Genomic DNA, 22,943 nt, shown 5'->3' on the forward strand with positions numbered 1-22,943 from the left:
AGTTTACATTTAGTAACTAGAAACTGCATCGGATAGCAGTTTTAAAAAGACCAGGGAAGGTATCAATGAGTAATTTCTTTAAGTACAATACACTCAATATTTCACTATCTAGACAAACTCGTACATGCAACGTTGTCATCGCCAACGATGAACAGTTTTTCAATACTTCGACGTACTTAAATGAACTTGAACACTTCTTTGACTGGTTAACTAATAAAATTGAAATTCATTCAGTAGTTTTTAAATTTGCTAGTGATGATATCGAATTATTCAAAAAAGAAGAACTTAGGTTTTTCGATGAAGTAAACCTTGGTAATACGCTTCAACAACTAGCAAGACTTAGCTGGGGACAATTACTGTTACCACAGACGATCCTTTGGTCATTTCAAAAAACAGCCTGCCCATTTAGTCTTGAATTAGCAATGGGTGGAGATATTCGCTACTGTGCTCCTTCTTTTAGTGTGACATTTAATCAACTAGATAAGGGAATCACGCCAATGGCAGGAATGAATACCCTTACTAACGAAAAAGCAAATAGTGCAAAGCTTATGCAATACCTACTATCTTCTCAAAGTGTAAGCGCCGATGCTCTTATAAGTGCAGGCCTCGTTGGAAAAATCCTTTACAGTGAGAATGAACTTGAAGATATTGTAACTCGTATCTCTAAGCAGTCACCTACTGCAAGAATTCAAACAAAGAGATCATTTAACAACGCTCTTATTAAAGCAATGGAAGATGATCTTCTAGAGGAAATCACTTTTGCCAACTCAACATTAGCAACTGGTGACTTTAAAAACTACGCAAATGGGAAGGATTTCATTAATCCACGTGACTTCGCTCGTGTTTTAAAACAAACTCCCACTGTTGCAGAGGCCATCTAAACGGGCCTAATTTCAAAACTAGAAAGCTGTGGTGGTAACTTTGAGATATCGCGTGCGAGTCCAAGAAGAAAGCCACCACCACCGGCACCACATAACTTCAAATAGAAGTCATTCGATTCAAGACCTTCTGTCCAAAGATCTCGATAAAGAGCAGGAATCATCGGATTAAAATGTTCAAATTGAAACGAAGATAACTCTTTAAACTTCTTCCAAAGTTTTTCACGGTCATCATTAATATAATATTTTATACACTCATCAGATATTGGCGTTAAAACACGATCACAAAGATAAGCAAAGTCCTTAGAGGAACACTTTTCCATAAATAGGTTTACAAGTGGTTCTGTTCTTCTAGCACGCCCTGTATTTAGAAGGAAAAGCCCTGGACCTTTAGAATCATTTTTTAAGACAACCTCTGTCAGTTGCTTCTTGCTATCAATTAAAAGCGGAACATTTAAGTAACTAATCAAAGGATCAACACCAGATGAAGATCCGTGAAAGTGTGATTCCATTTCTTTGAAGCAATCTTTTAAGAATGCAATATCATTTTTTTGTTCATCACTAATACGAGCATAACGATCAAAAACGGCCGCACATAGTGCCCCTGAACTTCCAACACCATATCCCTGCGGGATAGTTGATTTAAATCTAATGCCACTAGAGATATCAAAAGAAAATGATTGGTGATCAAAGTTAAAGCTTAGGTTTCCCTTCTCATTTTGCTTCTTTAAATATTGTGAAAAAGCAGACAACTCAGAATCAACTCCTGTGTTTTGCTTTTCAGGAAAGTTTAACTTTCCGTCGAAAAGTGAGTAAGGCATCGCTAACGCTTTTGATGAGCGAATAATAGAATACTCACCAAAAAGAAGAATTTTTGCGCTAAAACTTCCGACACTTTCCATTATGAATCTCGATTTAAAAATTCCACTTCAACACCGTTGCCCATGTGATCATGGATAACAACGTTATTATGACAAAGATTAGCAACTTCCTCATCAATGAATTGGCGAACTTTAGCTTCATCTTCTTTTAGATAAAGAATATGTACATTTGGCCCGGCATCAAGAGTAAAACAGACCTTTGCACCTGTTTGTACTCTAAAATTTCTGATCTTAGCGATAATTGCTAATGTATTTGGCTCCATCAGAATAAATGACGGTTTTGAATTCATCATTAGGCCATGAAGCTCCAATGCCTCGGCCTCAACAATATCAGCAAAGCCATCAAAATCACCACTACTTAGAGCAAAACAAAGTGAGTTAAAATTATTGCAGGCATTTAAAAAGCGTGTTTTTGCAAATGGATGAGTATTCATCAAAGCATGGCCAGCAGTAGAGCTTACGGCCTTCTCACTTGCACTTACAATCGCAATAGAATCACAAATTCCTTCAAAAGACTTATCATAGCTATCAAGCCCGACAGCATACTCTTGAGAGCTTCCTTGAACGGACTTACCCCAAATCGACATTTTAGGAAAAAGAGATCGAGAAGCACTACCAGAACCTAGACGGGCCATAAAAGAAGCTTTCTTTAGGTAGTATTCTTGGTCGTGGTCTTCATCAGTCACTATTTTTTCAATCTCACAAAGTGCACTAGCAAAATTTGACATCGATGCAGCAGAAGAAGCAATTCCAGACGAATGAGGAAATGAGTTCATTGAATCCATTTCAATTCGACATTCATTGATAAATGGAAAGTACTCGACTGCTCGGTTAAAAAACTTTTCGACACGGGCCTGAAACTTCTCATTAGTCTTCGATTCAAATTTAAAATCTAACTCAAATTTATCAGATTTTGAAACTTTATAAGTAGTCAAAGTATGGGCATTATCAAGTGTAATACTTAAGGAAGGATTTGAAGGCAGCTGCTCTCCATACTTTCCCCAGTACTTAATCAATGCAATATTAGAAGGGCTCTTTACATTGAAAGAGCGGCCTTCACTTATTTTTTCTATTTTATAACTTGTTAACTTGAAATTAGTGGACATTATTAGCTTCAACTTTTGGTTCATTATCGACAATTAAATCACGGTAAGGAATGATGACCTTTAGGCCTTTTTCCTCAAAGTAGTTGGCAACGTACTTTTTATTATTCATTGTTGAAGCAAGAATGAAATCTCCACCCCATGCGCCAAGAGACTTAATTTCTCCATCAAAGTCACTAAAGGCCTCTTGCTTAATTGGCTTAAGATTAAGTTGTTTTCCAATAATTTCTTCATGGGCACGGATTAAGAAATTAAATTCCTCCTGCGTTTTTGCAGAAGCAATCTGATTTGATAATTCACTGATAGTATTGATTACTTCCGGTGAGTGTGGACGCAATTGATTATAATACTCAATAGCATCGCGTGAATTTTTCTTATGACCTAAGTAAATGAAGTATAGATTATTTTTAAATGACGGGTTAAATTCAACCGGTGACCACTTTGGTCCATCACCACTTTTTTGATAGATAAGTGGATCATCACTTTGAGCACAAGCGATATCATAACCAGAGCCGCCAAGTGTGTTAAATGCTAACTCAAATGGTGAAACCATCGCCCAGTCAGCAATATTATGAATTAATGTTGAAGATGAACCTAGGCCCCACTCTAGAGGAAATCCAAGTTGAGTAACAACGTGTACATCAACTCCATCTCTCAAAAAGTGCTTATTCTGCTTTCTAGCTTGTCTAAGCATTTGTTGTAGAACCATCATCTCTTTCGTTGGGTTTTCATTTAAGATATTGAAGTGCCAGAATTCAAAAATCACTTCAAACCATAATTTTCCAGCAGGATCATATGATTTCCAATATAGCTTTGGATCAAAAGATGCTGAATATTGAACGCGAAGAGATTGCCCAACAGTTGTTGGTAGGCCTAGTGCCTGAGCACCGTCTAGAACAAAATACTCTCCAGATAGAAGTAATTTTCCATGACCAAAGTAAAGTTGGCCATTTTTTGGAAGTTCAAGAAATTGCTCTCCTTCCAAATATTTTAAAATCGTGTTGCTTGTGTGTGTTGTGTTCATAATTTAGTTTCTTAAACTCTCTAGTTGTTCTCTTACTGCACTGAACGAAACAACTTTGTCCGCAAAGTATTCAGCAATTTTTTCTTTCTCTTCATTATTAGCTTCAAGCTGTCCCAAGATATTCATTAAGTGCATTTTCATATGACCTTTTTGAATACCACTTGTCACTAAACTCTTTAAGGCCGCAAAGTTTTGAGCAAGTCCCACACTTGCAGTAATCATCATTAGCTCGTTTGCACTTGGACGCTCTAAAATATCAAGAGACATCTTCGCTAATGGATGCAGCTTTGTTAAACCACCAACAGTTCCCAGTGCTAGTGGAATTTCAATTTCAAATAAGAACTTATCACCATCAACTTTACAATTAGTAAGAGAGCGATACTGTCCATCTCTTGCAGCGTAAGTATGGCCACAGGCTTCAACTGCTCTAAAGTCATTACCTGTTGCAATAACAACACCATCGATACCATTGAAGATACCTTTATTGTGAGTTGTTGCACGATGAGGATCAATATGAGCAATGCGAACTGCACGAGCAAATTTTTGTACAAATGTTTTTGCATCCATTCCAAGACTATTTTCATTTAAGTCTTCAATTGAACACTCAACCCATGCACGGGCCTTACAATTCGGCGTATAATTAGAAAGGATACACATAATAACTTGTACGTGCTCTCCTAACTTTTCTTCTAAGTACTTCCCAACAGCTTCTAAAACAGAGTTAATGAAGTTGGCCCCCATCGCATCACAAGTTTCAAATGCCATCTTGATTTGATAGTAGTTTTCTTCTTTATCTGTTAGATCAACTAACTCAATCGAACGAATTCCACCACCTCTCTTATCCATATTGATAGTTAAAGGAGTTAGAGAGTTTAAAATATCAATTTTTCCATTTTCAAAAAATTCTTTAAGTTGGGCCTTGTCACCTTCATAAATAAAGTGCACTTGTCCGATTTTCTCACTGCCAATGATTTCGGCCTTAAAACCACCACGAGAACTCCAAAACTTTGCTGCCTTAGATAGGGCCGCAACAACAGAGCTTTCTTCAATAACCATTGGAACGTTATATACTTTTTGATTTAAAACAAAATTAGGAACCACACCATAAGGTAGGAAGAAATTTGAGATGGTATTCTCAGAGAATTCATCAAGTGTATTTTGTAATTTTTGATCCTGATGCCAGAAAGAGAGGATCTGTTCTTTTGAACCGGCCTCAAGATTTTTTGAGATAAAGTCTACTTTCTGTTCTTTTGTTAGTTTTGAAAAACCTTGAATCAATTTCAATTTTCACTCCTTACACTAAGGTATGAATTAGCAAATGCTAGACCTGCTTTTATTTGTGTAACCTGTCGACTCACACTTTCATAATCAATCATTGCCGTCTTTAGGAACTCACTGGCCATACCAAAGATGGCATTTCCTTTTGAAAGGCTGCACAGGTAGAAACCATCAAGATATGATTTAATACCACCTGAGATGATAAAGTTCTTACACCTTACCTGCTCTCCTAATTGATCGATAATTTGATTGCTCATATTTACCATTTCTAGGGCAGTATGGCCAACATGACACAGAGGTTCATGAATAGATAAGTCATTGGAATTTCTAATATATTCAAGTTTAGAAAAATTAGTTCCGCCAAAGGCAGCAAATTCTATTGCGGCCAGATCCAACTGCATAAGAGCGGCCAAAGATTTTGGCCCCATTCCCTGTCCAACTTCTTTGACGATGATTGGAAAATCAAACTCTTCTAAACAGATTTTTATAATCTCTAGTGGAGATCGTTTGATAATATCACCTTCTGGTTGAAACCATTCCTGCGCCGGATTTATGTGAATGATTAGGCCATTAGCACCAAGTAGATCAACAACCTCTTTGGCGCGATCAAGCTCACCATCTTCAATTAGCTCCTCTATTTGGGCCACTCCAAGATTGGCATAAAAAGGCGCACGACCTGTATATTTTGAGATATCAAAGTCGCTGAAGTATTGACTGCGACCTTCATTAGAAAGAAGTTTACGACAAGAGCCTAGGCCCATCCCAATGCCAAAATCTGCACATGCTCGTGCAAGGTTTTCATTTATCTTTGCGGCCACACCAGTTCCACCTGTCATTGATGAAACCCAAATTGGTAACTTTAAATGATGTCCAGCAAAGTTAAGACTGAGATCGGGCACTTCTCTATTCCCACTAAAAAGTGGTTCATAGTAAAAGCGCTTATCAGCTAAGATTTGTGCTGTTTGTGCAGCATCCGTTAATTTGATATGCTCAAGCTTACGATCGCTCGTTGCTTGGGCCTCTAAATTGTCTCTTTTCATGTACATACCTAATGATTTAGGCAATTTAGCAGATTTTATTCGAAGCAACAACATTCCATTTATGCTTTGGAAAAATCTATCTGATTTGCAAGGCCTTTAAACAATTACTTAATAATAAGAATGAACTCTTTCTTTAAACCTGAAACATCTTTAAGTAATTTCGACAACTTACCGTATTTGAGTTCCTCGTCTTCTCCATTAAGCTCCATGCCGACAAAGGCAAGACGATCACCAAAAACCTCAACAGACTCCTCAAGAAGTCTTGTTAAGCGGTATGGTGTATCCATCAGAACCTTAGGCATATTTACCTTGGCCAAATTCTTTAGAAACTCCTTGCGCTCTTCGGGCCTGCGCGGTGGAAAGCCAGCAAATGTAAAATTAGCACAATCAATACCGGAAAGGGCAACCGCAAGTGAAATGGAATTACTATGGGGAGTACAAGTCACGCGAATCCCCAACTCATGACATCTTTTGACGAGTTTTTGGCCAGGATCACAAAATGCAGGAAGCCCGCCATCACTCATCAGATAAGCATTCTTTCCACTTTGAATCTTTGTAATGATTTCATTTTCAATCTCAACTTGAGTGTGTTCATTAAAGAGAATAAAGTCCTCAATAATCTCACGATCAAGTCCAAAACGAATCCAACGCCTGCGACAAGGCTTTAAGTCTTCAATAAGAAAGAGACTTTGCTCTCGCTTTTCAATGGCAGACTTTAATAAATTTAAAGCTGTCGTATCAAGAGGGTTTTGCTCATCAATTGGAGTTGCAATTAAATAGAGAGTTCCGTATTTACCTTGTTTGGCCATATCATTTATATATGACCAATTGGTTATAAACTCAAGATCGTGTATACAAATAATATGCAAAAAACTTCAAAAATTTATGAATTATTTCTCTCTGTAACTCCAGGCCTCGAGGAGTTCGCCAAAGATGAGCTAAAAGAGCTAATTCGTTACGAATTCTTCACATCAATAGAAATAGAGTCTGATAATGAAAAGGGACTACTTCTTAAGTCTAAAGACCTTTTCTCACTTTTGACACTGATAAAGTTTTTAAAGATCCCAACAAGGGCACTTCTAAGAGTTGAAGAATTTAAGGCCAGAGACCTTCCAAAGCTATACAAAAAGCTATCAAAGATAAATTGGAATGATTATATCCCAACGGCCGACTTTGAATTTAAAGTAAGCTCTCATAATTCACGCTTATTTGATGATCGAAAAATCATCAAGGCCGCAAAGGATGCTATTTTCGATTATCAAAAGGCACAACCCTTTAAGGCAAAGTATAATGAATTAACATGGAGTCACGCACCAATTATCTTTATTCGCTTTGAAGAAGATATGTGTCAGGTCTCTATCGATTGTTCAGGAGAGAGGCTTGATAAAAGAGGACATAAGATTTTTACGGCAAAGGCCCCAATGCGAGAGTCACTTGGAGCAGCTCTTATTCGATTCATTAATAGGAATGAAGAAAAAGACTACACTCTACTTGACCCAATGGCCGGCTCGGGAACGATTGTCAGTGAGTACCTATTACAAGATCAAATAAATTCTAAGCGAAATTATAATTTTGAAAACTTCCCTCTTTTTAGAAAGCTTCCTGCGCAGAAGCTAAATATTACAAAAGATGAAAGAAAACGCAAGGCCTTGGCAAATGATATTAATCAAGACAATATTAGGGCCATCAAAGAAAACCTTATCGGATATGATCTAGAAGTTGCCCAAGGTGACTTTTTTAAAATGGTACAAACTTCCGCAAATAACTTAGTTATAGCCTGTAATCTTCCATATGGAAAAAGAATTAAAACGCAGAAAAATATTCATGAATTTGTAAATGACTTCTTTGCAAAGTCGCAAGAGCTCGGGGCCCAAAGTGCATATGCTGTGATGCCAGATACCTTTATCATCGATAAGAAGTATAAGGTCAAGAGATCACAGCGAATCAACAACGGTGGAATCTGGGTACAATTTGTAAAAGTCAGCTACAACTAATTCTTGTAGGCCATAGTCTTAACACTAACACCACTAACATGTGGAATTAGCACTAACTCACCTGTCTTTGCAGAGTCTGTCTCGCTACCGTTAGTATGTGTGATTTTATGAACTTTCGTTGTTTTCACTTTACCATCTGGTGTATTTAATCGAAGTTCATCTCCTACTTTAAGAGCAAATTCCTCTGCGCGCATTCCCTTAATAAGAATGGCCATATGAGATTTTTTCACAACATCGACAACTTCACCTAAGAAGCCTTCATCTTGGCGTTGGGTACGCTTGTTCTTAAGCTTCTTAAATAGAACATCAGATTTATTTACGTGAAAGAACCCACGTGTTGTTGAATTACCAAATTGATCTTTTACTTCTTTGGCCTTTGTTTTGTCGAAGGCATTTATTAGTGCGACAACATCACTTAGAAGGTTGTTATTTTCGAGATGACGAGTATCAACTCTTAAATCATTAACACCACACTCTTTTAATTCGTCGATATACTCTAAAAGAAATTGATCTTTTGTATTAAACATAAATGTTCCGTGTTGATTTTCAACAATCGGAAAGCCTTTATGAGGAGACTCTTCACTTGAGCCGCTAACTTCAAGATAATTATCTTCTAAACTTTCATCTGAGTACAATGGAGAGACAAGGTTTCTTGGTGTATAGAAAAGTAAGATACGTCCAAAGACAAGCAGTTCGGTTTCAACACCCCATGAGTGTATCTCTTGGCAAAAATCTCTAATCACACTACTTGAGAGTTCAATTGAAAGAACAATCTTTCTTAGACGATCACCTACAAGTTTCTTCCAAACCTTGATCGAATTAAGATTATGGTGTCCACCAGTATCTAAAAGAAGATCAATCTTTAGATTTGGGAATTCATTTAGGCAAAAATTAACTGCACCAGGATCTCTTAAGCGGATACTTTTAAAACCTAAGTCAGCATATTTTAAAAATTGCTGCTTATACATCCCAAAGCGAGTCTCTGTCATAAGAATATCCCACTCTAAAGAGAATGCCATCCCTTCCGATTTTAAAGACGAAATTGCCTGGGCCATATCATCAACAGACAATTTTCCAATTTGAGAAAATAAGCGTGTCGCTAAGATAACTTCACTTACTGAAGATTTATTAGCAATTATACCAGGAAGATCATTAAGACTATTTAGGTAAGTTGTCGTTTTCATTAACTTACAACCTTTGCACGCACAAGATTATTCACCTCGACACCTGCAACATAAGGAATCTTAAAAAGTGCACCAGGGCGGGTGCGTTCGAAGCTCTCTCCTGCAAGATTAGAGATATGATCAATCTTCACATTCACATGAGTATTAGAAAAAGGCATAATCTCAAGAGACTCTCCTAATTCAAATGCACTTCTTACATCGACAACGATGAACTCATTGTCCACAACTTGCGCGACCTTTCCAATCGCACGATAAGTCTTATCTTCATGCTCACGATCATTATATATCGAAGTCTCATCGGCTTCCTCAACAAGAGATGCCTGAGTGTAAGCACGGTGAGTAACTTTTGTAAGCTCTTCTTCCCACTTAAGGAGATCATCGCTTAGAAAATTTCCATGTTCTTTATAATAGGCCAAGGCCTGAGAGTAGACCATTGAAATTGTTCCAGCATACATCGGAGACTTCATACGCCCCTCAACTTTTAAAGAATCAATTCCAGCATCAATAAAGTCTTGAAGAAGCCTAATACCTTCAAGATCCTTAGAGCTCATAAAGTAGCTATTTAGCTCCTTCTTGCCGTCATCAATTTTATATTCAAAACGACAACTGTGAGCACACCCACCGCGATTAGAGTCACGTCCTTGCGTATAGTTGGAAATTACACAATTTCCAGAGTAGGCCATACACATTGAACCATGAACAAACATCTCGATTTCGACACCTGCTTCTTCTTTGATTTTCTTAGCATCAGCAATGGCAACTTCTCTTCCAAGAACAATACGAGTTACACCTAACTTCTTCCAAAGCTTTGCACTTTCAACATTTAGACAACTTGCCTGAGTTGAGAGATGTATTTCTAAACCTGTATTCTCGGCAATATAATTGATCACACCTGGATCGGAAACAATAACAGCGTCAATGCCAACATCATCAAGCTCTTTAATGAAGTCTAAGAGGCCATCAAAATCCTTATCGTGAAAGAATGAATTTAAGACGACATAGACGAGAGCACCTCGCTCATGAGCAAACTCAACTCCTTCACGTATTTCATCAATAGTGAAATTGTCTGCCGCTTGGCGAAGTCCATATTTTTGACCACCAAGATATACGGCATTGGCACCGTAACTAATGGCCACTTTCAATTTTTCTAGGCTACCTGCTGGAGCTAAAAGCTCAGGTACCCATCTGGTGTTTTTTGCATCTTTCATAAGGTCTTCTATGTACCAGAAATTACGTATATAATAAAGTCATAGGGAAATCTTGATTAGTTTTTATGAAAAAAATATTTAACACTATATTTTATTTGGCCTGTGCGTTCATTATCACAATTTTGGGACTTCTAAGTTACCATTATCACGAGGCTCCTTTACGAGAGACACCAGCACCATATGTCATGGCACCAGAAACCTTTGGGCCAGATGAAGTTGCCTCAAATGCCGACGTTCTAATTGTCGGTGATGAAATGGGTGTTTCAATCGGCCCATTTATCAATGACATCACAACTCAACTCTCAAAGAAATTGGCCAGACCACTTTCTATTTACAATATTTCTTCTAAGGGCGAGTCCCTTTATCGCACTATACAAAGAGTAGCGGCATTAAAGAAAGTACCTAAAATTCTTATTTTGGCCACTGGTTACTCAGAGCTACAAGAAGATATTTATCCAAAGAAGAAAGAGGCCATTAAACTAAATAATCAGAATTTTAAATTCTTTAAAAATCTTTATATCCAAAGTTTGATTAAGCTTCATCCAAATCTGTCACGTTTAATTTTCTTAAATGAAGACCTTAAGCAGTTAACTTCAGAAATTGAACCAATTCAATTCGATAAGTTAACTCCTGAGCGTTTTAGAAGTATCTTAGAAAAGGAACTTCTTCTTTATGAGATTCGTCTCGAAAAATTCTTTCGTACCCTAAAGGCCCAAGGAGTTAATATCCTTACAGTTATTCCACCAATCAATATGGAGATAAATGATCTTAGAGTTTGTGAAGATACCAACGGCCCAGAGTTTGAAGAGGCCCTGAAAAAACTCGACACACTTCTTTCAGAATCTAAAACTAAAGAGGCCCATGTACTTGTTCAGTCTCTTGAAAAGAATATTTTGGCCAACACGAAATTTCATCAATTAAAACAAGAATTTTTTGAAAAACAGGGTGAAATAACAAAGGCATATGATCAGGCCTTACAAAAAGTGGCCTTTGCATGTGAGGTTAAGTCTTCGCACCCACTCTTCGTTAAGCAGCTTGAAAAAATCTCTACTCATCAAAATGTTGATATAGTAAATTTTAACGAAGTTCTTAAGCAAAATTATACAAGAAACCCTTTATTTATTTCTAATAAAGTTCCACAATCTATCTATTATCCTAAACTTGTCAGTGAGCTAGTTATTAAGCTCAAGCAAATTACCCAACTAAAATAAGAGGCCATATGAGAATTGTTCATAACGAAAATGCAATCATCATTAAACAGGGAGATCAGTCTGATACAATCTACCTTGTTGAAGAGGGAGAACTTCTTGTATTTGTTGTCGACGGAAATAAAGTCAGCCCTGTTGCTACAGTTGGGCCAGGTGAGATGATTGGTGAAATGGCTTTCTTCGCCGGCACTCATCGCGCAGCCTATGTCATGGCCAAAACTAAAGTAACACTAATGGAAATTGATAGTGTAACAATAAAAGAAGAGTTACCTGATTGGCTCTTTAAAATGACAAAGAATGTAGTTGATCGTATTCACCACCTCGATAAGGTTATCGCAAAAAGTGGTATCAAAAGAAAGAAGGCCGACACTGTTAAGCCTTTAAGTATTGACGAACAACGAGAGATTCTTGAACTTATAAAGTAAACTCAAGAAGGGCGAGTATATGGAAAAGTACAACGGCCTATTCTATTCAAAATGTAGTGTAAGTGATGTCTCTGATAAGCTTGAAACAGATCTTAACAGCGGACTGACTCAAGAAGAAGTCATAAAAAGACAAAATATCTATGGCCTTAATGAACTTTCAGTAAGGCAAAGAACATCTAAAATTACGATTCTTACAAGGCAACTAAAGAGTATCATTGTAGTCTTGCTGCTTATAGCGGCCGGCATTTCATTTTCCATTGGCCATATTGTTGAAGGCTTTACAGTTATTGCAGTACTAGTTGTTAATACTGCCCTAGGCTATTTCACAGAACTTAAGGCCGTAAGATCCATGGAGGCGCTCAAAAAAATAGGTGTCACAAAATGTGGAGTTATTCGCCAAGGACAAATATTTCATCTAAATACAAAAGAGCTGGTTCCTGGTGATATTGTCATCTTTGAAGCCGGAGATATCTTAGGGGCCGACCTTAGAATTGCTCAGGCCAATAATATAAACGTTAATGAATCAATTTTGACTGGTGAATCAGCTCCAGTCGATAAAATCAGTGAAGCATTAGAAGAAGACACCATCTTAGCAGAACGAAGTAATATTCTTTTTAAAGGAACATCAATGACAAGAGGTTCAGGAAAAGGAATCGTCATTGCAACAGGCATGGACACTGAAGTTGGTGTAATTGCCAAAGAGGTGCAAATAGGTGCAGCTAGTAGGGATGAAACAACTCCTCTGGAAGAACGACTAAACAAGCTTGCTGGACAAATTGTTTGGTTCTCCTTAGCAATTGCCGCTCTCATAGCAGTCTCAGGAATTATGGCCGGCAAAGCACCTATGCTAATGTTAGAGACGGCCATTGCATTAGCTATTGCAACTATTCCGGAAGGTCTCCCTATTGTGGCCACCCTTGCTCTGGCCAAAGGAATGTGGCGCATGGCCGATAACAATGCGCTCATCAATAAACTAGCAGCTGTTGAAACTCTTGGAGCAACCTCAATAATCTTCACAGATAAGACAGGAACCCTCACTGAAAACAAAATGAAGGTTCAGCTTTTTAAAAGCCTGAACTCTATTTTTCACATGAATAATATAGAGGCAAAAGAAGAAGGAGAACTAAGAAGACTTCTTGAGATAGGAATTCTTTGTAACAACTCAGAACTGAGTCAAGAAAAGAAGAGTCATAATATTGGTGATCCGATGGAAATTGCTTTACTAAGTATTGGTGAAGAGTTCGGACTTGTCAGAGCGAAGCTTCTTGAACAAAAACCTGAAGTAAAAGAAGTCCCTTTTGATAGCTCAACCCTAATGATGGCAACCTACCATATGCTTAAAGAAAAGAACGAGGAGACAATACTCGTAGCTGTAAAAGGAGCACCAGAAGCCATAATAAGTCATAGCACATATATTCGAAATCGAACTGAAGATAACGTCTTTAATGAAGAGTTAAAAAGAGAATGGATAAAAGAAAATCATGCACTAGCAAGTGATGGCCTGCGTATCCTCGCCTTGGCCGAGAAAAAAGTAAAACGCGTCGATGATGAACCTTTCAGCAACCTTACTTTTTTAGGACTCGTTGCCCTTCTTGATCCTCCTCGATCAGATGTGAAAGAAGCAATCATTAAATCAAATGAAGCCGGCATTAAAACAATTATGGTCACTGGAGACCAAGAAGGCACGGCCCTAAAGATCGCCAAAGACATCGGTCTTATTGAATCAGATAATTGCTACGCTATAAATGGGAAAAACTTAGGACCAAAGCAAGACTGGAGTGAAGAGCTCATTGAAAAAATCGACAAGACCCAGGTCTTTAGTCGTGTAAGTCCCGTTCAAAAACTTGAATTAATTAAACACTTTCAATCAAAGAACGCTGTCGTTGCCATGACAGGAGACGGGGTCAACGATGCTCCAGCATTGAAGAATGCAGATATTGGTGTGGCCATGGGCCTAAGAGGAACTCAAATTGCAAAAGAAGCAGCAGATATGGTGCTACAAGATGATCGCTTCAACACTATTATCTTGGCCATCAAACAGGGACGAATTATCTACAGCAATATTCAGCGCTTCGTGGTCTATCTTCTTTCTTGTAATATTAGTGAAATTCTTATTGTTTCAATTGCCTCACTGATGAACATGCCACTACCCCTTTTACCATTACAAATTTTATTTTTAAATCTCGTCACAGACGTATTCCCGGCATTAGCACTAGGAATGGGAGAAGGAGGCCCTAGCTATTTAAAGTCATCTCCCCGTCCCCGTGACGAACAAATTATCACAAAGAGAAAATGGGCGCTGATATCTCTATACGGTATTATTCTTACAAGTTGCGTAATTTCTGGCTTCCTCTATACACTCAAGACAACAAGTGATGATCAAGAAGCATTAACTGTTTCTTTCTTAAGCCTTGCCTTTGGCCAAGTTTTCCATGTTTTTAATATGCGACTTGAGAATTCAAATATATTTGTAAATGAGATCACTAAGAATATTCATATATGGGGAGCAATATGCCTGTGTACTTTACTCTTAGTTGCTACGATTTATATTCCAGGCCTTAGGAGTATTCTCAGCTTAAGGCTTATCGAACTAGAAAGTTGGAAAATTGTAGCCTACGCATCCCTGTCACCGCTTATCATCATTCAAGTTTTAACGAAACTTAAATTGGGAATTAGAATATAAGGTGTGCTCCTTTGATTTAGCGCGTGCGAAACCAAAGGAGCATGGCACCTATACTAGACCTAGTTCTTTTACAGTATTTCTTTCAGTGCGAAGTTCTTCAAGAGTTGTATTAAACTTCTCTTGTCCAAAAGCATTGTGCTCTTGACCTTCAACAACCTTTAGCTCACCGTTTTCAACACGACATGGGAATGAGAAGATAAGACCTTCGTCCACTCCATACTCACCTTTTGAAGCAAGACACATAGAGAATGTCTCACCGGCCGGTGTGTCATGAGTTAGAGCGTATACACCTGCAACACATGCGTTTGCAGCTGAAGCAGCAGAAGAAGCACCACGTGCCTTAATAATTGCTGCACCTCTTTTTTGAACAGTTGAAATAAACTCACCTTGTAAGTATTCTTCATCAGAGATAACTTCTGCAGCAGACTTTCCACCGATCTTTGCATTGTAGAAGTCAGGGTATTGAGTTGCTGAGTGGTTACCCCAGATTGTCATATTAGTAACTTCAGTTACATCAACTCCTGCTTTCTGAGCAAGTTGAGTCTTAGCTCTCTTCTCATCAAGAGTTGTCATTGCGAAGAAACGTGACTTATCAAGTCCTGAAGCTTCCATTGCGATATAACAATTTGTATTACATGGGTTACCAACTACGAATAGTTTTGAATCTGGTGCCGAGTGAGCGGCCATTGCTTTACCAAGTGGACCAAAAATTCCACCGTTAACCTTAAGAAGGTCAGCTCTTTCCATTCCATCTTTTCTTGGAACAGCACCAATTGCAAGAATCCAGTTTGCATCTTTAAATGCTACTTCCATCTTGTCTGTGCAAACAATATTTTTTAACAATGGAAAAGCACAGTCATCTAATTCCATTTTTACACCCTCAAGTGCACCAAGTGCCTGAGGTAGTTCAAGAAGTTGTAGTTCAACTTCTGTATCTGGTCCAAACATTTGACCTGAAGCAATTCTAAAAAGAATCGCGTAACCAATTTGTCCTGCTGCACCTGTAACTGCAACCTTAACTCTTTTAGTCATGTAATTTCCCCTTTTGAAAAAATTAGAGAGTTGTTCTATTGAAATTGGCCAATTTTAACATAGGTGTTAGACAAGTTGTAGCTTTACTTAGCAATATTAGGGGCTATAATTAAATTTAAACGTAATTATGAATTATCAATAAGGGATTACAAATGGAGCAAGGCAACAAGAACGCCTCTAATTCATCATCATCGTCGTCTTCAGACAAACCACAAGGCCGTGGAAATAGAAGTCGTTCAAATAACCGCAGACGTCGTAAACGCCCAGCAAATGCAAGTCGTAACCCAAAGGGACAAGGGCAACAGGCAACTCAATCTAGCAATAAACCTAGTGGAAAAGGCCCGCAGTCAAATCAATCTAAACCAAGTAAAAAGGTTCAAGGTAAGTCTTCAAATCGCAATCGTAGACGCCGTGGACCAAATAAGAATCGCCGTCCAAACCCACAACATTTAAGTGGAGAGGACTTTATCATTGTAAAATACTTCAATTTACTTGAGCAGCATATCATGGCCAGACGCAAGTACTTTGATAACTTTGATCGTGTTGGTGAAAAACAAAGAGAAAAGCTAGAGCGAAACTATATTGAAACTCAGAAAACATTTCTTGCTTTTAAGAGTCGATTAAAAGAAGAAGACTTAAAAGTTTTTGAAGAAAAGTTTGAATCATTAAAGATGGATTTAACTTATTCAACTAATCATGAACTACCAGTTGGTGAAGTTGAACCAGAAGTAAGTGAAGAAGAAATCGAAGACCCTCATTACCTCCAAACACAGATTGAGGCCGACTATACGCAAGATACTGAAGAGTCAGTTGGTTCACTGGAAGATTACAAGGCCTATAAAGGGGTTTAATTAAATAAAGAAATTAAAGTTTATCAATAACAAAAGGGAGCTTTCGCTCCCTTTCTTTTTATCAATATTTTCTAACTAACAACCTTCGAAAAGGTAATCAGATTAGTAAACAAAATTCGAAGTTGTTGCCGCGGCTTCTGCACCAGTTGTTGCACCAACAACACCTGATCCATCCTTTAGATAATTATCTAAAGTCTCTTCGTGATCCTTAATGATAGCGTCTTTTAATTCTGCTTCATTGATGTCTAAGATTTCACAAACTCTACGTAGCATCTTTAGTGGGATGTTACAAAGAGCACGTTCAACGTTAGAGATGAACTGACCATTCTTATAACCAAGAAGGTGTGATAATTCTGATTGAGAGTATCCTTTTGGATGTGCTGTTCTCTTTTCTTTAATTAGCTTCGCGATGTGACTAAAACTTCTCATGTATTTCTCCTAAGTATTATATTCAAGCACTTACGATTCGTATCTAAATATATTCTAAAGCAATAAAATATTTTTGTAAACATATTAACAAATTTGTAAGAAAACTTTTTACTATATTTGCGTAAATTTATTGTCGATAGCAGATATTGTTCAATATGTTCGATTTAGCTTAACTATCTACCTGAAATTACATTACCGTTATAATACGTCGCTTCAATTAAATCTGTGTATAAGGCCCTGTCTTTGTTAGGCCTCTTAATTAATTTCTTAAGTTTTTCTTCCGTCGTAAGACTTGCACTCATCTTTTTACTACCAAGGCTGACAAAATGTAGCTTTTTTCCTAGCTCAAAATTACCACTCTCCTGTTCTAATTTCATCGAAGTCGCACCAGCAAGCGAAGCTCGATATAAACCTTGGGTATAAGAAGTATCGCGATGACCTCTTTTGTGGTTTTGCATAACAAATGAATTAATTACATCAAGCATAGAAAGGAATGGACCTCCTCCTATATCACTAGCTAGTGCCCAATGAACCTTGAAACGATTGGCCCTTTTATAATCAAAAAGCCCCGAACCGAGACCCAGCTCTTTGATCGGAGCATTACTTGTCGGACAGTGAGCAATCATTGTTTGTTTTTCACTTAAGAGTTTTAATTCTTTTGGTGAAAGATAAATCCCATGGCCCATAATTGTTTTAGGAGTTAAAAGTCCAACTTTGTCATAGATCTCTGTGTATGTTTTAACTTTTTCAAACCCTTTAATATCCTTATAGATACTAAGTACGAAATCAATTTCATTCTCAGTTTCACTTAAATGGGTTTGAATAAATGAGCGATGTTTCTTTGCAGTCTTTGCACCTGCTGCCATTGTCACAGGATCTGTTGTAATGGCAAAGCGAGGAGTTACTGCATACTTGTCTTTATACTGTTTTGCTAACGCTTCAGTTTGCGCAATTGTTTCTTCCACGCCCATTGTAAGATACTCTGGCGAATTCATCGTCATCTGCACGTTACCAAGTACATAATCACCTTTAAAATTCTTAAGTGCTTCAGAAACAGAATGAGAGTGAATAGAGCCATAGCAAGCTCCCCCAATTGTTCCGTTATTTGCAATTTTATTCGTGAATTCTTTTGCTTTTTTGCGTGCAAAAGCAAGTTTTTTGAAATTAGCTTCATATGGCCAAGTGTAATTTTCTAGCCAATGAAGTAGATTCGCCTTTGGCATTTCACAAACGGCGTCTTGTACCCAGTGAAAGTGTGTATCATAGAGGCCAGGAATTACGTATTGGCCACTCTTATCAATAATCTCAACATTCTTCTTACGTGATAAGTAAGCTGAAAGCTGTGCTTTAGGCATACGATCGATGATTTTATAATCACCTTTTGTTGTGCGCTTTGCAACAATTGCATAATCTTCTAAAAATTCACATTTTTTATCATTTATAGGATTGAAAAAATGAGCGATAATTACTTTATAAGTAATATTATTTGATGACATGAAATCTCCTTTAATAAGCAGGTCAACATATATGAAGAAGCGTATCATTACAAGTTTTGTAGCACTCTTTACCCTATTTTTAGCGTCATTCAGCGCAGTTGCAGAAGATAGCTCAAAAGAACCTAAAGAGATAAATATCAACTCAATCGTTGCAGTTAATATTGAAGAGGCCATTACTCCCGCCACTTTAAATTATCTCCAAAAGGCATTTCAAAGTATTGAGGGCCAAAGTCAGAGTGCCATCTTGATTAAGATAAACACACCTGGTGGTCTAGTTAGCGTTACAAAAGAGATTATGCACTTAATTGCTAATAGTGAGAATCTCGTCATTGGTTGGGTTGGGCCAAGCTCAGCATCGGCCACCAGTGCCGGGGCCATCATCGCAAGTAGTATCCCAGTACTCTACATGGCAGATGGAACACGCATCGGTGCGGCCACGCCAATCTCAGGGACTTCAGATATAAAAGAAGGCGATATGAAAAATAAGATTGTTAACGATCTTGTTGCCCTCGTAAAATCTCAAGCTTCAGCGACAGGTAAGAATGAAAAAGTTTTCACAAAAATGATTACTGAGGCAAAGAGCTATACTGAGACAGAGGCCTTAAAAGAAAATGTCCATAATGGAATTGTGGATACAATTCAAGGTAAGGGCGGCTTAGTCAGCACTATTAATAATAAGGTATTCTATTCTCACCACAGGCCATTTAAAGTAAAGATTGCCGATAACTATGTCCTTACAACATTTGAAAAAACGCTGGGTCAAAAGCTTTTAAGTTTTTTTGCGTCTCCAGATATGGCCTATATTCTTTTTCTCATAGGTGCGGCCCTTATCTATGTTGAGTTTCAAGCACCAGGTGGATTTATCGCTGGAAGTATTGGAGCAGTGGCCATCTTAATAGCGGGGATATCTTTTAATGTTCTCTCACTAAATACTGGCGCATTTCTTCTTATCATTGCGGCCTTTATTCTCTTTATTTTAGAAATATATATTACAAGCTTTGGCCTTTTAACCCTCGCAGGCATAGCCAGCTTAATCTTTGGCTCCATGTTTCTATTTCAAACAGAAGAGTCATACCTACAAATTTCTTCAACTGTTCTCTTTTCTAGTATCGGTGCAATTCTCGCCTTTATTGGCCTAATTGCTTATGTTTTTTATAAGTCCAGAAAGAGAATATTTTCTGAACCAGATGATCCTTACACAGGTATTCAGATCACAATTACAGATATTGATGGTGATAAAGTATTCTCCCGCTACAATGGAGAATTATGGCAACTTACGGCCACTGGCGATATGTCAAAGCTTAAAGTTGGTGATAAGGTAGAGGTCATCAAAAAAGACAACTTAAAACTACAAGTAAAACTATAGAGGTATAAAATGAGTCAAAGAAAATCTTTTCGCCAATTAATGAGTTTAATCTTTTCTATGTGTCAGAATGAGCTGCCAACGAAGAGCGATATCGACTGGGTAAGAAGAGAGATTAAGAAATTTTTATGGCTTAAATAATTGAAATAAAGAAAGAAAAAACTAAGGGGACGTTGAGGGACGATTGATTTTTGACAAGGAAGAGAGAGAGTTTATTAAAAATCTCCCCTTAGTTTTCTTAAATTAATATTAAACTCTCAGCTTTTTTTAGAGTCAGTTAAATGTAAAGTTTTTGTCAATTCAACGGAGGATATATGATAAATTTCGCGCCTTACTTACCATTTATAATTCTACTATTAATTTTATTGTTCAACACTGTTAAGGTTCTTAAAGAATACGAACGTGGTGTTATCTTCTTTCTAGGTCGCTTCACTTCAGTAAGAGGGCCAGGTCTAATTCTTCTAATTCCAGGATTAGAAAAAATGCAAAAAGCAGATCTTAGAACAGTGACGATGGATATTCCTTCACAAGATATTATCTCAAAAGACAACGTAACTCTTAAAGTAAATGGTGTTGTCTACTTTAGAGTCGAAGACCCAGAAAAGTCTGTAATTGCAGTAGAGAACTATCTACTAGCAACTGGTCAAATTGCTCAAACAACTCTACGTTCTGTAATTGGTCAATTCGAACTTGATGAAATTCTATCAATGCGTGAACAGATCAACGCAAGACTACAAGCAATTCTTGATGAGCATACTGAGCCATGGGGAATTAAGGTTTCAACGGTTGAAGTTAAGGCCATTGACCTACCTATCGAGATGCAAAGAGCGATGGCAAAACAAGCGGAAGCAGAAAGAGATAAACGTGCAAAGGTTATTTCGGCACAAGGTGAGTTCGACGCGGCCCTGAAGCTTGCAGAAGCTGCAAAGGTACTTAATGAGTCACCTAATGCAATTACTCTACGTTATCTTGATACAATGAAAGAGATCTCAAGTGGAGATGGAAAGTCGACGACATTCTTCCCACTACCAGTTGATTTCTTAACAAATATCATGAGTAAAGGTAACTAAGAAAATTACATATGATTTCAAAATACTTCAACTTAATACCATTTGCTGAAAATGACCTTGGTCTCGATGCCAGTGCTGAGATCAAGGTCATTGACGGCCATGTCAACTTTCACTTTTGTCTAAAAGGAGATCTCTCTCCTATTTATATACAACGCGACAATGGCAAATTGAATCGAGTTATTGGACTTTGGACTCAGACATGTTTTGAATTCTTTATTCTTAATAAAACTGATGGTGAGTATTTTGAATTTAACTTTGGAAGTGATTCAAGCTGGAATTGTTTCATCTTTAATTCTTATCGATCAGAACTAACAGAATACACAGATATTAAAATTGAAAATATCACCATTAAATCTGAAGACGAACTCTTCACTCTTAATTGTCGTTTTGAGCTAAAGAAGCTTGGCCATAATTTTGAAGACCTTTCAAATCTGCGTGTATCTCCTACATGTGTCTTAACGGCCGAAGGAGATAAAACATACTACTATTCAAATAAGCACCCAGATACTTCTCCAAACTTTCACCACCCAGATAGTTTTGAAGACTTAATCTCCTAGTATTCGCTTAAATCGTCTTTTTCTTCTTTTACTTCGATATTTTTCAGAATGTAATCTAGCTTGGCATCGTCGTCTTTAAAGTCAACTTCTCCAGATATTTGATAGTCAGCAAGGTCTCTTTCTTGCTTCTTTCTCTCTTTCTTCGTCTCTATTTCAATCTTTGCCTTAAGATCGTTTTTTAAAACTTCATCACGGCTTGAAAATGTTTTCCCAAATTTTCTCTTAGCAAAATCATAAAGACTAAATAGCTGCGCTGTCTTATAATTTCCTTTTTCAAGGTAATAAATCATTTCACGATAGAAAGCTTCATTTTCAAGCTCATGAGACCATGCGCTATAAAGTAAGGCCATCCCCTTATACTCAAAACGCTTCTCATACTTAAGCTTTCTAAATTCATTATACATAGCAAGCGAACTCTCCTCATCACGAGAGAGATTTAACTTGAAATTTTTCACGAGCTTATTAAGAACAACGTTATGGTCAGGATTATTCTTATTATAACGTATCGTCGCACGATATATACGTCCTTTCTCATAAAAGTAATTCTTTAGAACTCCAATATTTTTGGCCTCATCAAAAAATTGCATTATATGAAAGGGCCCATTTTGTACAATTCGGCTTGCATCCTTATCAAACAACTGCTCACGCATCTTATAGATATAGAGAAAGTAGCCTAATTTTGAAAGTGAGTAATTTGAAAGAAGATACTTAATATCTTTGTAGCTATAAAGACTTAGCTTTTTAACCTTTATATTAAGATTTAGAACATCTAACCAAACTTCTTGATTTGATGAGGCCTTGATAAATTGAGTCACAACAGGAAGGTTGAAAATTGGGTCCATCGGTATTGCGACATTAAATTTTTCAATCTCAAAATCATTCACACTTAGAACGCGCCTATTCTTATAATCGACAATATCAAAATAAGGTTGCGCCTGAATCTTTGAAATATTTGGCCTTGGAAAGACCTTAAAGCTTACATCATCAAATGGAATATCAAATTGAAAATTTTGAAAATGAATACTCTTCCAAAATGGTGTCACACCACGAGATTTTTCATATGGTGAAAGCCCCTTGTAAAGCACCTCATATCGATTAGTGGCAATAAAGTAGTCCGATTGAATCCCTTCATCTTGGAAGGTATAATAAAATCGATATGGCATCGTAACAACAAGATAAGCACTTGATATTACGAGAACAAGAATGGTTGTTAGGAAGATTAACTTCTTCATTATGATA

At 37.4% G+C, this 22,943-nt stretch carries 22 protein-coding genes; 10 read left to right on the forward strand and 12 right to left on the reverse strand.

Annotation, left to right across the window (positions count from 1 at the left end):
• Positions 1–65: 65 nt before the first annotated feature.
• Positions 66–881: an enoyl-CoA hydratase-related protein gene (locus ABMA76_RS05690; protein WP_392908191.1), complete on the forward strand. Its 816-nt coding sequence runs from the start codon at positions 66–68 to the stop codon at positions 879–881.
• Here the strand turns inward: ABMA76_RS05690 and ABMA76_RS05695 are convergent.
• The 6 genes from ABMA76_RS05695 to ABMA76_RS05720 all read right to left on the reverse strand — a co-directional run bounded on the left by ABMA76_RS05695 (position 878) and on the right by ABMA76_RS05720 (position 7,013).
• On the reverse strand, positions 878–1,780 hold the full coding sequence (locus ABMA76_RS05695) for a mevalonate kinase (protein ID WP_392908189.1): 903 nt from the start codon (positions 1,778–1,780) through the stop codon (positions 878–880). The genes ABMA76_RS05690 and ABMA76_RS05695 overlap by 4 nt on opposite strands.
• The gene (gene mvaD / locus ABMA76_RS05700) at positions 1,780–2,865 is read right to left on the reverse strand and encodes a diphosphomevalonate decarboxylase (protein ID WP_392908187.1); all 1,086 of its coding nucleotides are present in this window, start codon (positions 2,863–2,865) and stop codon (positions 1,780–1,782) included. Before mvaD ends, ABMA76_RS05695 begins: the two co-directional genes overlap by 1 nt.
• Positions 2,855–3,886: a GYDIA family GHMP kinase gene (locus tag ABMA76_RS05705; RefSeq protein WP_392908185.1), complete on the reverse strand. Its 1,032-nt coding sequence runs from the start codon at positions 3,884–3,886 to the stop codon at positions 2,855–2,857. The genes mvaD and ABMA76_RS05705 overlap by 11 nt, the downstream gene beginning before the upstream one ends.
• Positions 3,887–3,889: 3 nt before the next feature.
• Complete coding sequence (locus ABMA76_RS05710) at positions 3,890–5,170, reverse strand: hydroxymethylglutaryl-CoA reductase, degradative (RefSeq protein ID WP_392908183.1); 1,281 nt, start codon at positions 5,168–5,170, stop codon at positions 3,890–3,892.
• Positions 5,167–6,204: an isopentenyl-diphosphate delta-isomerase gene (locus ABMA76_RS05715; RefSeq protein ID WP_392908181.1), complete on the reverse strand. Its 1,038-nt coding sequence runs from the start codon at positions 6,202–6,204 to the stop codon at positions 5,167–5,169. The genes ABMA76_RS05710 and ABMA76_RS05715 overlap by 4 nt, the downstream gene beginning before the upstream one ends.
• Before the next feature lie 104 nt (positions 6,205–6,308).
• The gene (locus tag ABMA76_RS05720; RefSeq protein ID WP_393061103.1) at positions 6,309–7,013 is read right to left on the reverse strand and encodes an SAM-dependent methyltransferase; all 705 of its coding nucleotides are present in this window, start codon (positions 7,011–7,013) and stop codon (positions 6,309–6,311) included.
• Positions 7,014–7,067: 54 nt separating this feature from the next.
• Here ABMA76_RS05720 and ABMA76_RS05725 point away from each other — a divergent pair, with 54 nt between their 5' ends.
• A complete protein-coding gene (locus tag ABMA76_RS05725; RefSeq protein WP_393061105.1) occupies positions 7,068–8,198 on the forward strand; it encodes a THUMP domain-containing protein in 1,131 nt (376 codons plus the stop codon).
• Here ABMA76_RS05725 and ABMA76_RS05730 read toward each other — a convergent pair.
• Positions 8,195–9,382 (reverse strand): U32 family peptidase, encoded by a 1,188-nt coding sequence (locus ABMA76_RS05730; protein WP_393061107.1) that lies wholly within the window; start codon positions 9,380–9,382, stop codon positions 8,195–8,197. The genes ABMA76_RS05725 and ABMA76_RS05730 overlap by 4 nt on opposite strands.
• Positions 9,382–10,590 (reverse strand): U32 family peptidase, encoded by a 1,209-nt coding sequence (locus ABMA76_RS05735; protein WP_392908172.1) that lies wholly within the window; start codon positions 10,588–10,590, stop codon positions 9,382–9,384. The genes ABMA76_RS05730 and ABMA76_RS05735 overlap by 1 nt, the downstream gene beginning before the upstream one ends.
• Positions 10,591–10,655: 65 nt before the next feature.
• Between ABMA76_RS05735 and ABMA76_RS05740 the strand changes: the two genes are divergently transcribed.
• The 3 genes from ABMA76_RS05740 to ABMA76_RS05750 are packed head-to-tail and all read left to right on the forward strand — an operon-like array spanning position 10,656 to position 14,906.
• Entirely contained in the window at positions 10,656–11,801 is a 1,146-nt protein-coding gene (locus tag ABMA76_RS05740; protein WP_392908170.1) for a hypothetical protein, read from the forward strand.
• Between the two features lie 8 nt (positions 11,802–11,809).
• Complete coding sequence (locus ABMA76_RS05745) at positions 11,810–12,223, forward strand: cyclic nucleotide-binding domain-containing protein (RefSeq protein ID WP_392908168.1); 414 nt, start codon at positions 11,810–11,812, stop codon at positions 12,221–12,223.
• Between the two features lie 19 nt (positions 12,224–12,242).
• Positions 12,243–14,906, forward strand: coding sequence for a cation-translocating P-type ATPase (locus tag ABMA76_RS05750; protein WP_393061109.1), 2,664 nt, complete (start codon positions 12,243–12,245; stop codon positions 14,904–14,906).
• Between the two features lie 48 nt (positions 14,907–14,954).
• Here ABMA76_RS05750 and ABMA76_RS05755 read toward each other — a convergent pair whose 3' ends face one another.
• A complete protein-coding gene (locus tag ABMA76_RS05755; RefSeq protein WP_392908163.1) occupies positions 14,955–15,938 on the reverse strand; it encodes a malate dehydrogenase in 984 nt (327 codons plus the stop codon).
• Between the two features lie 152 nt (positions 15,939–16,090).
• Here ABMA76_RS05755 and ABMA76_RS05760 point away from each other — a divergent pair, with 152 nt between their 5' ends.
• Positions 16,091–16,789: a hypothetical protein gene (locus ABMA76_RS05760; RefSeq protein ID WP_392908160.1), complete on the forward strand. Its 699-nt coding sequence runs from the start codon at positions 16,091–16,093 to the stop codon at positions 16,787–16,789.
• A 102-nt stretch (positions 16,790–16,891) separates the two neighbouring features.
• Here ABMA76_RS05760 and ABMA76_RS05765 read toward each other — a convergent pair whose 3' ends face one another.
• Together ABMA76_RS05765 and ABMA76_RS05770 are read right to left on the reverse strand one after the other, a co-directional pair.
• Positions 16,892–17,218: a helix-turn-helix domain-containing protein gene (locus ABMA76_RS05765; protein ID WP_392908158.1), complete on the reverse strand. Its 327-nt coding sequence runs from the start codon at positions 17,216–17,218 to the stop codon at positions 16,892–16,894.
• Between the two features lie 173 nt (positions 17,219–17,391).
• The gene (locus ABMA76_RS05770; protein ID WP_393061111.1) at positions 17,392–18,714 is read right to left on the reverse strand and encodes an amidohydrolase family protein; all 1,323 of its coding nucleotides are present in this window, start codon (positions 18,712–18,714) and stop codon (positions 17,392–17,394) included.
• A 31-nt stretch (positions 18,715–18,745) separates the two neighbouring features.
• Here ABMA76_RS05770 and ABMA76_RS05775 point away from each other — a divergent pair, with 31 nt between their 5' ends.
• The 4 genes from ABMA76_RS05775 to ABMA76_RS05790 all read left to right on the forward strand — a co-directional run bounded on the left by ABMA76_RS05775 (position 18,746) and on the right by ABMA76_RS05790 (position 21,704).
• Positions 18,746–20,080 (forward strand): nodulation protein NfeD, encoded by a 1,335-nt coding sequence (locus ABMA76_RS05775; RefSeq protein WP_393061113.1) that lies wholly within the window; start codon positions 18,746–18,748, stop codon positions 20,078–20,080.
• A 9-nt stretch (positions 20,081–20,089) separates the two neighbouring features.
• A complete protein-coding gene (locus tag ABMA76_RS05780; protein ID WP_255407610.1) occupies positions 20,090–20,218 on the forward strand; it encodes a hypothetical protein in 129 nt (42 codons plus the stop codon).
• Positions 20,219–20,391: 173 nt separating this feature from the next.
• Positions 20,392–21,147, forward strand: coding sequence for a slipin family protein (locus tag ABMA76_RS05785; protein ID WP_392908152.1), 756 nt, complete (start codon positions 20,392–20,394; stop codon positions 21,145–21,147).
• A gap of 11 nt (positions 21,148–21,158) precedes the next feature.
• Positions 21,159–21,704 (forward strand): hypothetical protein, encoded by a 546-nt coding sequence (locus ABMA76_RS05790; protein WP_392908150.1) that lies wholly within the window; start codon positions 21,159–21,161, stop codon positions 21,702–21,704.
• Here the strand turns inward: ABMA76_RS05790 and ABMA76_RS05795 are convergent.
• The gene (locus ABMA76_RS05795; protein WP_392908148.1) at positions 21,701–22,936 is read right to left on the reverse strand and encodes a hypothetical protein; all 1,236 of its coding nucleotides are present in this window, start codon (positions 22,934–22,936) and stop codon (positions 21,701–21,703) included. The genes ABMA76_RS05790 and ABMA76_RS05795 overlap by 4 nt on opposite strands.
• Positions 22,937–22,943: the final 7 nt, after the last annotated feature.

It is taken from the genome of Halobacteriovorax sp. ZH5_bin.2 (assembly GCF_043196375.1).
Lineage (GTDB): Bacteria > Bdellovibrionota > Bacteriovoracia > Bacteriovoracales > Bacteriovoracaceae > Halobacteriovorax_A.

What these genes read in the sequence shown, in the direction of transcription:
- ABMA76_RS05795 (WP_392908148.1), bottom strand. Translation starts at nt 22,936, where the DNA reads ATGAAGAAGTTAATCTTCCTAACAACCATTCTTGTTCTCGTAATATCA.
- ABMA76_RS05745 (WP_392908168.1), top strand. Translation starts at nt 11,810, where the DNA reads ATGAGAATTGTTCATAACGAAAATGCAATCATCATTAAACAGGGAGAT.
- ABMA76_RS05780 (WP_255407610.1), top strand. Translation starts at nt 20,090, where the DNA reads ATGAGTCAAAGAAAATCTTTTCGCCAATTAATGAGTTTAATCTTTTCT.
- ABMA76_RS05725 (WP_393061105.1), top strand. Translation starts at nt 7,068, where the DNA reads ATGCAAAAAACTTCAAAAATTTATGAATTATTTCTCTCTGTAACTCCA.
- ABMA76_RS05720 (WP_393061103.1), bottom strand. Translation starts at nt 7,013, where the DNA reads ATGGCCAAACAAGGTAAATACGGAACTCTCTATTTAATTGCAACTCCA.
- ABMA76_RS05785 (WP_392908152.1), top strand. Translation starts at nt 20,392, where the DNA reads ATGATAAATTTCGCGCCTTACTTACCATTTATAATTCTACTATTAATT.
- ABMA76_RS05790 (WP_392908150.1), top strand. Translation starts at nt 21,159, where the DNA reads ATGATTTCAAAATACTTCAACTTAATACCATTTGCTGAAAATGACCTT.
- ABMA76_RS05740 (WP_392908170.1), top strand. Translation starts at nt 10,656, where the DNA reads ATGAAAAAAATATTTAACACTATATTTTATTTGGCCTGTGCGTTCATT.
- ABMA76_RS05765 (WP_392908158.1), bottom strand. Translation starts at nt 17,218, where the DNA reads ATGAGAAGTTTTAGTCACATCGCGAAGCTAATTAAAGAAAAGAGAACA.
- ABMA76_RS05715 (WP_392908181.1), bottom strand. Translation starts at nt 6,204, where the DNA reads ATGAAAAGAGACAATTTAGAGGCCCAAGCAACGAGCGATCGTAAGCTT.
- ABMA76_RS05690 (WP_392908191.1), top strand. Translation starts at nt 66, where the DNA reads ATGAGTAATTTCTTTAAGTACAATACACTCAATATTTCACTATCTAGA.
- ABMA76_RS05770 (WP_393061111.1), bottom strand. Translation starts at nt 18,714, where the DNA reads ATGTCATCAAATAATATTACTTATAAAGTAATTATCGCTCATTTTTTC.
- ABMA76_RS05775 (WP_393061113.1), top strand. Translation starts at nt 18,746, where the DNA reads ATGAAGAAGCGTATCATTACAAGTTTTGTAGCACTCTTTACCCTATTT.
- ABMA76_RS05735 (WP_392908172.1), bottom strand. Translation starts at nt 10,590, where the DNA reads ATGAAAGATGCAAAAAACACCAGATGGGTACCTGAGCTTTTAGCTCCA.
- mvaD (WP_392908187.1), bottom strand. Translation starts at nt 2,865, where the DNA reads ATGTCCACTAATTTCAAGTTAACAAGTTATAAAATAGAAAAAATAAGT.
- ABMA76_RS05705 (WP_392908185.1), bottom strand. Translation starts at nt 3,886, where the DNA reads ATGAACACAACACACACAAGCAACACGATTTTAAAATATTTGGAAGGA.
- ABMA76_RS05695 (WP_392908189.1), bottom strand. Translation starts at nt 1,780, where the DNA reads ATGGAAAGTGTCGGAAGTTTTAGCGCAAAAATTCTTCTTTTTGGTGAG.
- ABMA76_RS05755 (WP_392908163.1), bottom strand. Translation starts at nt 15,938, where the DNA reads ATGACTAAAAGAGTTAAGGTTGCAGTTACAGGTGCAGCAGGACAAATT.
- ABMA76_RS05750 (WP_393061109.1), top strand. Translation starts at nt 12,243, where the DNA reads ATGGAAAAGTACAACGGCCTATTCTATTCAAAATGTAGTGTAAGTGAT.
- ABMA76_RS05730 (WP_393061107.1), bottom strand. Translation starts at nt 9,382, where the DNA reads ATGAAAACGACAACTTACCTAAATAGTCTTAATGATCTTCCTGGTATA.
- ABMA76_RS05760 (WP_392908160.1), top strand. Translation starts at nt 16,091, where the DNA reads ATGGAGCAAGGCAACAAGAACGCCTCTAATTCATCATCATCGTCGTCT.